The 12,450-nt window shown below is 71.4% G+C and carries 10 protein-coding genes and 1 pseudogene; 3 read left to right on the forward strand and 8 right to left on the reverse strand.

Annotated elements, in window-relative coordinates:
• From RGQ06_RS00005 to RGQ06_RS00015, 3 genes and pseudogenes are all read right to left on the reverse strand, one after another.
• A pseudogene (locus RGQ06_RS00005) lies at positions 1–314 on the reverse strand (hypothetical protein); the annotation flags it as partial.
• Between the two features lie 157 nt (positions 315–471).
• Complete coding sequence (locus RGQ06_RS00010; RefSeq protein ID WP_432428148.1) at positions 472–1,086, reverse strand: TasA family protein; 615 nt, start codon at positions 1,084–1,086, stop codon at positions 472–474.
• A gap of 162 nt (positions 1,087–1,248) precedes the next feature.
• On the reverse strand, positions 1,249–1,893 hold the full coding sequence (locus RGQ06_RS00015; RefSeq protein ID WP_432428149.1) for a response regulator transcription factor: 645 nt from the start codon (positions 1,891–1,893) through the stop codon (positions 1,249–1,251).
• A 149-nt stretch (positions 1,894–2,042) separates the two neighbouring features.
• On the opposite strand from RGQ06_RS00015, the gene RGQ06_RS00020 reads away from it, so the two are divergent.
• Positions 2,043–2,294 carry a hypothetical protein gene (locus RGQ06_RS00020; protein ID WP_432428150.1) on the forward strand — a complete coding sequence of 84 codons (252 nt, stop codon included), beginning with the start codon at positions 2,043–2,045 and terminating at the stop codon, positions 2,292–2,294.
• Here the strand turns inward: RGQ06_RS00020 and RGQ06_RS00025 are convergent.
• Positions 2,220–3,671 (reverse strand): sensor histidine kinase, encoded by a 1,452-nt coding sequence (locus RGQ06_RS00025; protein ID WP_432428151.1) that lies wholly within the window; start codon positions 3,669–3,671, stop codon positions 2,220–2,222. The genes RGQ06_RS00020 and RGQ06_RS00025 overlap by 75 nt on opposite strands.
• A gap of 206 nt (positions 3,672–3,877) precedes the next feature.
• Between RGQ06_RS00025 and RGQ06_RS00030 the strand changes: the two genes are divergently transcribed.
• Positions 3,878–5,278: an aldehyde dehydrogenase family protein gene (locus RGQ06_RS00030; protein WP_432428152.1), complete on the forward strand. Its 1,401-nt coding sequence runs from the start codon at positions 3,878–3,880 to the stop codon at positions 5,276–5,278.
• Between the two features lie 68 nt (positions 5,279–5,346).
• Complete coding sequence (locus RGQ06_RS00035) at positions 5,347–5,631, forward strand: GlsB/YeaQ/YmgE family stress response membrane protein (protein ID WP_432428153.1); 285 nt, start codon at positions 5,347–5,349, stop codon at positions 5,629–5,631.
• 66 nt (positions 5,632–5,697) lie between these two features.
• On the opposite strand, the gene RGQ06_RS00040 is transcribed toward RGQ06_RS00035, so the two are convergent.
• Genes RGQ06_RS00040 through rnc form a run of 4 tightly spaced genes read right to left on the reverse strand, consistent with a single transcriptional unit; the run spans position 5,698 to position 12,450 of the window.
• A complete protein-coding gene (locus RGQ06_RS00040) occupies positions 5,698–7,257 on the reverse strand; it encodes an AMP-binding protein (RefSeq protein WP_432428154.1) in 1,560 nt (519 codons plus the stop codon).
• 52 nt (positions 7,258–7,309) lie between these two features.
• A complete protein-coding gene (gene smc / locus RGQ06_RS00045) occupies positions 7,310–10,789 on the reverse strand; it encodes a chromosome segregation protein SMC (RefSeq protein WP_432428155.1) in 3,480 nt (1,159 codons plus the stop codon).
• A gap of 58 nt (positions 10,790–10,847) precedes the next feature.
• Positions 10,848–11,684 carry a DNA-formamidopyrimidine glycosylase gene (gene mutM / locus RGQ06_RS00050; RefSeq protein WP_432428156.1) on the reverse strand — a complete coding sequence of 279 codons (837 nt, stop codon included), beginning with the start codon at positions 11,682–11,684 and terminating at the stop codon, positions 10,848–10,850.
• Positions 11,677–12,450: a ribonuclease III gene (rnc, locus tag RGQ06_RS00055; protein WP_432428157.1), complete on the reverse strand. Its 774-nt coding sequence runs from the start codon at positions 12,448–12,450 to the stop codon at positions 11,677–11,679. The genes mutM and rnc overlap by 8 nt, the downstream gene beginning before the upstream one ends.

The following is a 12,450-nucleotide window of genomic DNA, read 5'->3' on the forward strand; positions in this document are numbered from 1 at the left end:
CGACGGTCGAGCCGGACACGGAGCTTGCGGTCATCCCGGTCGCCGATGCCGACCTGGACCAGGCCGGACGCACCGAGATCTCCCTCGTCGAGACCGCCGTCGTCCGCCGGCACGACCCTAGCAGCGGCGACTGGGCCGAGGTGCGCTCCGACGGGCGCCGCATCGTCGTGGCGTCCGGCGGGACCGGGAACCGACTCGATCCAGGTCGCCGCGTCCGCCGGAGCGGCTGGGAGATCCGCCGCAGCGGCGACCAGCTCGAGCTGCTGTCCACCTGGCCGGTGCCCGAGCTGGTCACGCACCGGATCGGCGAGCACGTCGCCCAGCTCGGCGACGACGTGGCCCGGGCCGGCGGCCGCGCCCGCCCGCGAGCGGGGGGTGGCGTCAGGCGTGGTGGGCTATCTTGCGCTTGTGACGACGGTGGCTGGGGGGGGGGGTGGGCCCCCCCCCCACCACATCAGCTAGGACCTGGACCTACTGGTCGTCGTTGGCGGCGGCCTGGTCAGCCTGAACCGTCGGCGTCTGACCGTCCTGGGTCGCGATCAACTCGATCGTCCCGGACGCCGAACGGCTTGCCCACACGTTGCCGGCATCTTCGTCGAGGCTCGCGGCAACCGTCACCGTCCGAGCGGTGCTTGCGGCGACGTTGTCAGCAACCTTCACGGGTCCACCGGCTGCCATGGTGAACAGCTGGCAAGCGTCGAGCGTCGTGCTCCCGAGGTCGCCGGTGATGGCGAACGTTAGGTACCCGCACTGGCTCTGAAGGGTGGCCGCATCGGCTGCAGTCAGGCCCGGAGGCATGCCAGCGCTGAGATCGACGTAGAGGTCAACCGCCTCGGTGCCCACGTTCTTCACCGTGTAGGTCTTCGAGGACGGGGCGCCGCCTGGCATCAGGTTGGCGAAGTTGGTGTTCAGCGTGGTGCCGCTGGCCATCTTGATGTCGACCTCACCGGTCGAACCCTGGATGGAGCCGGTTTCGGTGTCCTGGAAGTAGGCACCGGTCATGGAAACGCCTCCGCCGACGAGGCCAGCGGTCATGCCCGCTGCGGCCACGAAGCCGGCCAGGCGGCCGATCTTGCGCTTGTTCATCTGTTTCTCCTGTGTGTCCATCAGGAGGTCGGTTTCGCCACTCGCTCCCCACCGAGCCCAGGCGACCAGGTCAGCTCAGTGGATCATCGCTCCGCTCCCGCTTCGATCACCATGCGACGCCGGGCACACGCCGCTCATCGTCAGGATTGATGAAAACCTGATTCAGCCCTCGGGTGGCACCCACTCGGCAGCGCGAGCCAGCGCCACGGCGGCCAGCTGCGAGCTCACGCCGAGCTTTGTGAGGATCGCTCGGATCTGGCTGCGGATCGTGGCGATCGAGACGAAGTCGCGCTCGGCGATCGCTTCGGCGCTCAGGCCGTCCATGAGCGCACCGAGCACTGCCTGCTCCCGAGCAGTCAGTCGCTCGAAGGGCTCCCGGCGCTCACCGTCGGCCAGCCGGGCCTCGCGAAGCAGCCGCAGCAGATCGTCCCGCTCGCCCTTGCTGAGCAACGTCCGCAGCCGGGCGACGTGGCGCACCGCCTCGAGGAGCTCGTCGAAGGACACGGCCTTGTCCACCAGGCCGATGGCGCCGGCTTCCACACACTCGGCCAGGCGGAGCCGGTCACGCTCGCCGGTGACCATCACCACGCTCGCACCGCCGTCGCGCAGCGGGGCGATCATCGGCAGCGCCGTCGCGTCGCCGTCGAGGCGGAAGTCGAGCAGCGCCATGTGCGGTCGTGCGTCAGCGGCTTCGGCCAGCACCGTCTCCACGTCGAGCGTGACCGGACGCAGCACCTCGAAGCCCTCAGAGCACAGCGCTGCGCCCAGGCTGTCGCCCAGCAAGCCGTGGTCTTCCACGATGAGCACGCGAACCGGCTCGCCCTCCCCAGCCTGCGTTCCCATCACTCCGCCGTCACCGTGTGGTCGACTTCATCCGAATGGATGATGACACGCACCCGCCGCAGGACGAACCTGGCGTGGTGTCCGCTGCGACGCAACCCCCCGCAGGTCCCAGCGTGGCGCTCGCCCTCGAGCCGCGCCTGCTGAACGACGCGCTCGCGGTCGCCCTGCGCGACCGCGGCTTCGTCGTGCTCGACGGAAGGTCGCTGATCGGCGGCTGCGACGTCCTCATCACCAGCGACGAAGATGTGGTCGACGTGCGGGCCGGGGTGGTCGTGTACCTCGACGAGCACTCAGCGGCCACCAGCATCGCTGAGATCGTCGGGCTGATCGCCGACGCCAGCGGCGACGACGTCCCGGCCGACTGATGCAAGGTCGAAGCCGAACACCGCGCCCCCGCCCGGCCGGTCCGTCACCCACAGGTCGCCCCCCTGGGCCCGGGCCAGCCGGCGACTGACGTACAGCCCGAAGCCCGAACCACCGGTCCCCTCACCGCAGTGGCTCCGTTCGAAGAGGACCTCGCGGTGAGCCGGCGGGACGCCGGGCCCGCTGTCGCAGACCAGCACGACCGTTCTGACACCGTCGCTGTGCGCTCGGACCGAGACGCCTCGGCCACCCGCGTGGCGCTCGGCGTTGAGGAGCAGGTTCTGCACGATGCCGGCGATCGCATGCGGCTGGCCGACGACCACCAGATCGTCCGGGACGCCGACGTCCACGCGGAGCCCCCCACCGACCGCACCCATGACGACTGGGTGCAGCACCTCGTGGAGGAGGAACGCTCGCTCGGGCTCCGGGTGTTCATCGAGGTCGATCAGCCGCTGGAGGCGCGCCAGCTCGGAGGTGACGCCGGCAGACAGCGTGCGCTTGGTCTCGTCGTCCAGGCGCTCGTGGTATCGCTCGAGCGTCTGGATCGCAGCACCGACCGCGTGGAGCGCGTTGCGGGCCTCGTGGGCACGCTCCTCCGCAGCGGCCCTGACCCGTCCGGCCTGCGACTGCTCCTCGTTGACCCGCTCGCGGGTCGCTTGGAGCTCGCGCCCCTGGGCCTCCACCGCATCCCGAAGACTCTCGATGCCTCCACGCAGCGCCGCGAGCGCTCCGAAGACGAGGAGCACGGCCCCCGCGACGCCGACCGGACGACCGGGTGATGCTGCACCGACGGCAGCTGCTTGCCATCCGGCAAGGGACATGAACAGCACGCTCCCCCATGCCAGTCCCCAGTCCCTGCGCCGGCGTCCCTCGCGGATCCACAGGCCGGCGATGACTGACCAGCCGACGGTCGCAAGCGAAGCAAGGACCGCGGCGGCAACACCCTCCTCCGGCATCCCGAGGCCGACCGCATGCAGCGCTGCGGTCCCTGCCACGAGCGCAGCAGCGAGGCCGACGAGCACATGCCAGGCGCGTGCGCCGGTGTCGATCTCCGGCACCCGAGTGACGCGCCAGGCAACGACCATGGTCGCGATCGCAACGACGGGGAGCGCGTGTCGGTCCAGCCCGACGCCGAAACCGAAGACCGAGGTGTCCGACGCGACCATGGTCAGTGTCGTGCCAACCAGCGCGGCGGCGCCCCACAACGACGTGTTGTGGTGCATCAACCGCCACCGCAGCACCAGGAACGCTGCGCTCGACGCGACGAACGCACCAGCGACGAGCAGCAGACGATCGTCGAGCGGTCCCTCCGGACCAGACAACGGGTGCTCGTCGGTCAACGTGGCGACGGCGGACACCGCGACCACCACCGCCGCCATCGCGAGCCACCCCTGCGTGCGATCACGCGACGGGGCACACGTCAGGCGCCGCCGATCCTGACCTCGGTACATCCCACTGCCTTCTTCCCAGCACTTCACTTCTTCCGCCGCAGGCGAGGGTAGGTGGCCGAACGGTGCTGCGGTACAGGCCGAACGGCTCAACGTGGCCGACGCCCTCTGCTGATGCCTCGGTAGGTTCGATGTCGATGAGCATCGACGAACGCACCGACCTCGACTCCATCCCCGGCACCGTCGCGGCGATCCGGCACACGTTCCAGAGCGGCCGGACCCGCCCGGTCGAGTGGCGCCAGCGCCAGCTCGACGGGCTCCTGCGCGTCCTGGACGACCACGGCGACGACCTGGTCGCCGCCATGCAGCGGGACTTCGGCAAGCCGACGCTGGAGGCGTACTCGACCGACATCGCCTTCACCGCGACCGAGGTCAAGTACATGCGCAAGCACGTGGCCGACTGGATGAAGCCCCGCAAGGCCAAGCTGCGCCTGCAGGACATGCCCGGCAAGGGCAAGGTCGTCCCCGAACCCCTCGGCGTGGCACTGGTCATCGCCCCGTGGAACTACCCGGTCCAGCTGCTGGTGTCGCCGATGGCCGCCGCCTTCGCGGCCGGCAACGCCGTGGTGGCCAAGCCGTCCGAGATGGTGCCCGAGACCTCGGCGCTGCTGTCGCAGGTCCTGCGCGACAACCTCGACCCCGACGCGTTCGCCGTGTTCGAGGGCGGGCCCGACGTGTCCACCAAGCTGCTCGAGCAGCGCTTCGACCACATCTTCTTCACCGGCTCGACCGCGGTGGGCAAGATCGTGGCCCGGGCCGCCGCCGAGAACCTCACCCCCACCGTGCTGGAGCTGGGCGGCAAGTCCCCCGCCATCGTCGCCCCCGGCGCCGACCTCACCGTCACCGCCCACCGCATGGCGTGGGGCAAGTTCCTCAACGCCGGCCAGACCTGCATCGCCCCCGACTACGTGCTGGTCGACCGCACCCGCAAGGACGAGCTGGTCGACGAGCTGGTGAAGACGATCGAGGAGTTCTACGGGGCCGACCCGGCTGCCTCACCCGACCTCACCCAGGTCGTCAACGACCGCCACGCCGACCGGCTGGCCGGCCTGCTCGATGGCCACGGGGGCACCGTCGTCACGGGCGGCGCCGTCGACAAGGCGACCCGCAAGCTCCCGCCGACGATCATCGTCGACCCCGACCCGGACAGCCCGATCATGCAGGAGGAGATCTTCGGACCGATCCTGCCGATCCTCGCCGTCGACGACCTCGAGGAGGCCATCGCCTTCGTGAACGGCCGGCCCAAGCCGCTGGCCCTCTACGTCTTCACCGACGACGACGCCGCGGCGCGCACGGTGGTCGACCGCACCTCCTCGGGCGGGGTGTGCGTGAACCACACGCTGTTCCACATCACCCCCCACGACCTGCCCTTCGGCGGCGTGGGCGACGCCGGCTCGGGCCGCTACCACGGCAAGTCCGGGTTCGACGCGTTCTCCAACATGAAGCCGGTGCTGACCAAGCCGACGAAGCCCGACCTGTCGCTGATCTACCCGCCGTACACGAAGTTCAAGGCCAAGGTGATGAGCAAGCTGCTCTGACAGTGGGTAAGGGGTGACCTGCGCCGGCGACCCCCTGCCGCCGGCACGACCCAGGAGGCACCACCTCAATGCTCGGCTTCATCATCGGTCTCATCATCGTCGGCCTGATCGCCGGCTTCATCGCCCGGGCGCTCGTACCGGGCGACGACTCCATGAGCATCGTCGCGACCATCGTGCTCGGCATCGTCGGCAGCTTCGTCGGCGGGTTCCTCGGCGCCCTGCTGTTCGGCACCGACGGCGACGAGACCACGCTCGGCCCGGCCGGCATCATCGGCTCGATCATCGGCGCCATCATCGTGCTGCTGATCTACAACGCCGTCACCGGCCGCAAGAACGCAACCGCTCGACGCTGAGCGTCCTCCACCTGACGCGCCGCACCGCCGCTGCTCCCAGCGGCGGTGCGGCGCGTCCGGGGTCGGTCAGCCCACGTTGCGGCCGTGCCCCTCCCAGTACGGGGCGCGCAGCTCGCGCTTGAGGACCTTCATCGCGCCCGACAGGGGCAGCGGCTCGTCGCGGAAGTCGATGGACTTGGGCACCTTGTACCCGGCGATGTGCTCACGGGCGTGGGCGATCAGCTCGTCCGCCTCGACCGAGGACCCCTCGATCCGCACGACGATGGCGTGGACCGCCTCGCCCCACTTCTCGCTCGGGATCCCGATGACCGCGACCTGGTCGACCTCTGGGTGGCTGCCGATCGCGTCCTCGACCTCGGAGGAGTACACGTTCTCGCCGCCGGTGACGATCATGTCCTTGACCCGGTCGACCAGGTAGACGAACCCCTCGCCGTCGATGTGGCCGGCATCGCCGGTGTGGTACCAGCCGCCCCGGAACGCCTGAGCGGTCTCCTCGGGGCGGTTCCAGTACTCCCGCATGAAGTTCCCCGCCCGGGCGCAGATCTCCCCGGTCTCCCCCGAGGGCAACAGGTTGCCGTCGTCGTCCTGGACGCTCAGCACCACCCCGGGGACAGGGCGACCGGCCGACCGGAGGACATCGCCGCCGCGCCGGTGGTCGTCCGCATCCAGGAAGGTGAGGACCGCGGACGCCTCCGTCATGCCGTAGCCCTGGCTCAGCTCGAGGTGCGGGTACAGCTCCAGCAGCCGGTCGAGGATCGCCTCGGGCATGGGGGACGCGCCGTAGGTCAGCTTGCGGAGCGAGGCCAGCCGCTCTGGCCGGAACGCCGGGTGCCGCAGCACCATGCCGACCATCGTGGGCACCATCACGGTCCAGTCGACGCCGTGCTCCTCGATGATGTCCATGACCTTCTCGGGGTCGAACAGGGGGAGGAAGACCGAGCGGGCGCCGGATGCGGGGATGCCGAGCAGCCCACCCATCGACGCGGCGTGGAACATCGGGGTCTGGTGCAGGTACGTGGACTGCTCGTCGATGCCCACCGCCATGATCACGTGGTACAGGTTCAGCATCTCGGCCCGCTGGTCGAGCAGCACGCCCTTGGGCAGACCGGTGGTGCCGCCCGTGTACATGAGCACGACGGGGTCGTCCTCCTCGGGCTCCTCGGGGACCACCGGCTCGCCGGCGGCCAGGAGGTCCTCGTACTTCAGGTCGTGGGGCGAGTCCACGTCGGGCCCGATCAGCACCACCTTCTCGATGCCGGCCGCCTCGCGGATCATGTCGATGTTGTTGGCGAAGAGGAAGTCGACGAAGACGACCTTGGTGCCCGAGTCCTTCAGGATGAACTCGAGCTCGGTCGGGGCGAGCCGCAGGTTCAGCGGGTTGACGATGCCGGCGCCCAGGAAGGCGGCGTGGTACAGCTCCAGGTACTGGTGGCTGTTGGTGGCCATGATGGCGAAGCGATCGCCGGGACCCACCCCCAGCTCGGTGCGCAACGCCGACGCCAGCTTCGTCGTGCGATCGAGGTGCTCGGCGAGCGTGCCGCGGTGGTCACCGTCGATGATCACCTCCCGGTCGCCGTAGCGCTCGACTGCCGGCAGCAGCAGGCGGTGGTACACGAGCTCCTTCACGACCAGACCCCCGATTCGTCGACGAACAGGGGACGAGCATCGCACGTGGAAGCTAGGCGGCGCCTGCGTGCTTGGCTGCGCCCCGCTCGGACACGACCTTGGACGAGCCCCCCGGCGACATGGTGACGCCGTAGAGGATGTCTGCCGCCTCCATGGTCCGCTTCTGGTGCGACACGATGACGAGCTGGGCCTCGCGGCGGAACTCGGCGACGAGCTCGAGGAAGCGGTGCAGGTTCACGTCGTCGAGGGCGGCCTCGACCTCGTCCATCACGTAGAAGGGCGACGGCCGGGAGCGGAACACGGCGAAGAGGAACGCCAGCGCGGTGAGCGAGCGCTCCCCGCCCGACAGCAGCGACAGCTTGCGGACGTTCTTGCCCGACGGCTTGGCCTCGACCTCGATGCCGGTCTCGAGCAGGTCCTCGGGGTCGGTGAGCTTGATCGAGCCGGTGCCGCCGGGGAAGAGGGTGGAGAACAGCTGGGTGAAGTTCTGCGACACGTCGGCGAAGGCGGCGGCGAAGACGTTGACGATCTCCTCGTCGATGGCGCGGATGACCTTCGAGAGCTCCCGGCGGCTGCCCTTGACGTCGTCGAGCTGGCCCTGGAGGAACTCGTGGCGCTCCTGGAGCGCCTCGTACTCCTCGAGGGCGAGGGGGTTGATCGGGCCCATGAGGCGCAGCTCGCGCTCGAGCTCCCGGGACCGCGCCGCGGGGGCGACGTTCTCGGGCAGCTCGGGGCACTCGGCGGCGATGGCGGTCTCGGGGTCGACGTCGAGGTCGCGGCGCATGGTCTCGACCGAGGTCTCGATGCGCAGGTTGATCTCGTTGAGCTCCAGGTCGGCCCGCTGGATGCGCTCGCGCACCTCGTTGAGCTGCTTCTCGACCTGGACGCGCTCGCGGCGCAGCCCGTCGAGTGCGACGGCCACGGCCCGCTGGGCCTCCGACTGCTCCTGGCGCTTGGCCCGCAGCCCCACGAGGCTGTCCTCGACCTCGGCCAGCGACGCCTGGCACGCCGCAGCGAGGCCGTCGAGGGCCTTGGCCCGCACGTCGAGGGCCTCGCGGCGCACGGCGGCCTCCTGGGCGGCCTGCTGGTTCCGGGCGACCCGGGCGTCGACCTCGACGAGGCGGGCCTGCAACGACGTGCGCCGCTCCTCGACCTGGGCGACGCGGATCTCGAGGTCGGAGCGCAACGTGGCCACCGCGGCAGCCCGGTCGTCGAGGGCAGCACGGGCCTCGGTCATGGCCCGGGCCGCTTCGGCGGCGGCGGCCTCCTCGGCTTCGAGGGCGGGCAGCATGGCCTCGAGCTCGGCGACGCGGTCGCGCTCGGTGCGCAGGCGCTGCTCGACCTCGGTGCGCACGCCGGACTGTCCGTCGAGCTCCTCGGCGGCCTCGGTGGCCTGCTGCTCGACGCGGGCGAGCCCGTCGGCGGACCGGCGCAGCGCGGCGGCGGTCTGCTCGGCGGCCTGCCGGGCGTCGCCGGCGGTGCGCTTGAGCTCGGCGAAGCGGGAGCGGGCCGCGTCCCGGGCCGCGGTGGCGGCGGTGACGGCTTCGGCGGCGGCCTCGACCCGGGTGCGGGCCTCCTCGAGCGCAGCGCCGGTGGCGCCGGTGGCCGAGCCGCCGACCCGCCAGGCGCCGGCACCGAAGCGGGCGCCGTCGGCCGTGACGACGATGGCGTCGGGGTGGGCGAGGGCGACGTCGAGGCCGGCGGCCCAGTCGCCGTCGATGCGCACGGCGGCACCGACGACGGCGTCGAGCAGCGTGTCGACTCCGGGTCGGTTGGAGCGGACGTGGCGGCGCACGGGCTCGCCCACGGGCGGGGCGGTGCGCGCCGTGCGGTCGACGCCGAGGGCGAGCACGGCGCCGGTGGCATCGCCGGCGGTGAGCGCGGCGAGGGCCTGGCGGGCGGCACCGGCGCCGTCGACGACCACGGCGGACAGGGCCTCGGCTGCGGCGGCCTCGAAGGCCCCCTCCCAGCCGGCGTCGACCTCGACCAGGTCGAGCAGCGTGCCGATCACGCCGTCGACCTCGGCCAGGCGCTCAGCACCGGCGGCGGAGCGGGCCTGGTCCAGGGCGAGCTCGAGCGCCTCGGCACGGGCCGACCAGGAGCGGCGCTCGGCATCGGCCTCGGCCAGCGCGGCGGCGGCGTCCTCGACCTCGGCTTCGGCGGCAGCGCGATCTGCCAGCAGGCGATCGCGCTCGGCCTCGAGCTCGGGCAGGCGGGTCTCGGCGTCGGTGACCTCGCTGCGGAGGCGCTCGGCCTCGGCGGCGAGGCGGTCGCGCTTGTCGGCGAGGGACCCGGTGCGGCCGTCGGTGCGCTCCAGCTCGGCGAGGGAGCGGCTGACGGCCTGGCGCAGCCCGCCCAGCTGGCCGCGGACCTCGGCGGCCTCACCGGAGGGCGAGGCGATGCCCTCACCCCAGCGGTCCTCGAAGGTCGCCCGGGCGTCGGCCAGGCCGCGCTCGGCCCGGTCGACCTCCTCGGCCTCGGGCAGCAGCTCGGCCGCGGTGGTCTCGATCGTGGCCAGCTCGTCGCGCAGGCGGGCCTGGTCGGCCTCGAGCGAGGCGATGAGCGCGGCGTCGACGGTGGACTCTCGCTCCTTGGCCAGGCTGCGCTGGCGCTCGGCGAGCACGGCGGCGATGCCGCGGCCGCGCTCGCGCAGTGCCTCGTAGCGGGTGAGCTCGTCGCCGACGTCGGCGCCGCCCATGGCGTTGAGCTCGGCTTCGGAGCGGAGCACCGACGCATCGAGGTCGCGGAGGCGGGCCCGGAGGGTCTCCTCGGTGCCGGCGTGCCCGGCGCGCTCGTGGGTGGTGGTGTCGAGGCGGCTCCGGAGGCGGGCCAGCTCGCGGCCGGCGAGGAACCGACGAAGGGCGTCGAGCTCGGTCACCAGGTCGCCGTGGCGGCGGGCGGCTTCGGCCTGGCGCTCGAGCGGGCGCAGGCCCCGGCGGACCTCGCGGAGCAGGTCCTGGACGCGGGTGAGGTTGGCCTCGGTGGCGGCCAGGCGGCGCTCGGCCTTCTCCTTGCGCTTGCGGAACTTGAGGACGCCGGCGGCCTCCTCGATGATCAGCCGCCGCTCGGTGGGCTTGGCGTTGAGGACGGCATCGATCTGGCCCTGGCTGATGATCACGTGCTGCATCCGGCCGACGCCGGAGTCCGACAGCAGCTCCTGGATGTCGAGCAGGCGGCACGGCACGCCGTTGATCGAGTACTCCGACTCCCCCGTGCGGAAGAGCGTGCGGGTGATGGTGACCTCGGAGAAGTCGATCGGCAGCAGGCCGGCGGTGTTGTCGAGGGTCAGGGCCACCTCGGCCCGACCGAGCGCGCTGCGCTTGGACGTGCCGGCGAAGATGACGTCGTCCATCTTCTGGGACCGCACCGACGACGGCGCCTGGGCGCCGAGCACCCACGCGATCGCGTCGACCACGTTGGACTTGCCCGACCCGTTGGGGCCGACCACGACCGTGACACCGGGTTCGAGGTCAAGGCTCGCCGTGTCGGCGAAGGACTTGAACCCCTTGATCGTCAGGTTCTTGAGAAACACCGCTCGTGACGGTACTGGTCGGGCTCCGCGCGAACGCGGACCTCAACCAACCTTCATCTCAAGTCTGGCACTGCTCGCAGAACCAGGTGGTCTTGCCGCCGAACTTGGCCTTGGAGATCACGTCGCGGCAGCGCCGGCAGGGCTCGCCGTCGCGGGCGTGCACCTGGTGGTGGCCGGTGTAGCCGCCCACGTCGCCGTGGAGGTCGTGCCAGCCGTCGTCGGCGAGCGTGGTGCCCCCGTGCTTGATGGCGTCGTGGAGGATCTCCACCACGCTCCGGTAGAGGCGGCGGACCTCCTGCACCGACAGCGAGTCGCTCAGCCGGTCGTAGCGCAGGCCGGCGTCGTAGAGGATCTCGTCGGAGTAGACGTTGCCGATGCCGGTGAGCAGGTCCTCGTCGGTCAGCAGGGTCTTCAGCTTCACGGAGCGCTGCAGCACGAGCTTGGCGAAGTCGGCCCACGGCACGGGCTGGTCGACCACGTCGTAGCCGAGCAGCTCGATCTCGTCGACGCCCTCGGCCACCTGCTCAGGCGTGAGGATCCACAGCTCGCCGGTGCGGCGGGGGTCGATGTAGCGGAGCTGGCCGCCCTGGGTGAAGGTCAGCACCACGGCCGTGCCGTCGGCGAGGTCGTCCTTGGACGCGGTCTTTCGCAGCTGGCCGCCGAGGCCGGGGCGCACGATGAGGCGGTCGCCGGTGTCGAGGGTGAAGATCAGGAACGTCCCGCGCCGGATGAGGGACTTGAGCTTGGCCCCCTCGAGCATCCCGGCGAACTGCTTCTTCGTGCTGTGGCGCGGGATGACCTTGGTGTCGTGCACGTCGACGGTCTTCACCTTGCGCCCCACCACGTCGCGCTCGAGCTGTCGGCGCAGCGTCTCGACCTCAGGCAGTTCAGCCATCTGTGGGCCCTCCCAGGGCATCGGGGGCGCCGGGGTAGCCGGTGCCGTCGTCGCCGAGCAGCTCCAGGGCGGCACGGGCCGCCTGCTGCTCGGCTTGCTTCTTGGATCGGCCGGTGCCCACGCCGAGCTCGTGCCCGCCGGCGCTCACCGTGACGGTGAAGTGCCGAGCGTGGTCCGGGCCGGTGGCGTCGAAGGCATAGGTGGCCGTGGCGGTGGTGACGGTGGCGAGGCGCTCCTGGAGGCGGCTCTTGTGGTCCTGGTCGCCGCCGCCGGCATCGATCGCCGACTGGATGCGATCACCCAGCAGGTCGAGCACCAGGCGCCGGGCGGGATCCAGGCCGCCGTCGAGGTAGACGGCCCCGAGCACGGCCTCCATGGCGTCGGCCAGGATCGAGGGCTTCTCGCGACCCCCGGACTGCTCCTCGCCCTTGCCGAGCCGCAGGTGCTCGCCGAGGCCGAGCTCGATGGCGACCTCGGCCAGGCAGACCGAGTTCACGACCGCCTTGCGCACGTCGGTGAGGGCCCCCTCGTCGAGGGCGGCGTCGGTCCGGTACACGTGGTCGGCGACGAGGAAGCCCAGGACGGAGTCGCCCAGGAACTCGAGGCGCTCGTTGCTCTCGTACTCGGCGTGCTCCGCGCACCAGGACCGGTGCGCGAAGGCCTGGGCCAGCAGCGCTTCGTCGGCTGGCGCGTAGCCGAGCGCGTCGAGGAGCCGATCGCGTCCGAGCAGCGTCGGGCGGTGCGTGCCGCCGGGCGCAGTCGCCAC

The sequence above is a fragment of the Salinilacustrithrix flava genome (assembly GCF_041228405.1).
In the GTDB taxonomy this organism is placed as follows: Bacteria; Actinomycetota; Acidimicrobiia; order Acidimicrobiales; family Salinilacustritrichaceae; genus Salinilacustrithrix; species Salinilacustrithrix flava.

What these genes read in the sequence shown, in the direction of transcription:
- mutM (WP_432428156.1), bottom strand. Translation starts at nt 11,684, where the DNA reads ATGGCTGAACTGCCTGAGGTCGAGACGCTGCGCCGACAGCTCGAGCGC.
- RGQ06_RS00030 (WP_432428152.1), top strand. Translation starts at nt 3,878, where the DNA reads ATGAGCATCGACGAACGCACCGACCTCGACTCCATCCCCGGCACCGTC.
- RGQ06_RS00025 (WP_432428151.1), bottom strand. Translation starts at nt 3,671, where the DNA reads ATGGCGGCGGTGGTGGTCGCGGTGTCCGCCGTCGCCACGTTGACCGAC.
- RGQ06_RS00035 (WP_432428153.1), top strand. Translation starts at nt 5,347, where the DNA reads ATGCTCGGCTTCATCATCGGTCTCATCATCGTCGGCCTGATCGCCGGC.
- RGQ06_RS00010 (WP_432428148.1), bottom strand. Translation starts at nt 1,086, where the DNA reads ATGAACAAGCGCAAGATCGGCCGCCTGGCCGGCTTCGTGGCCGCAGCG.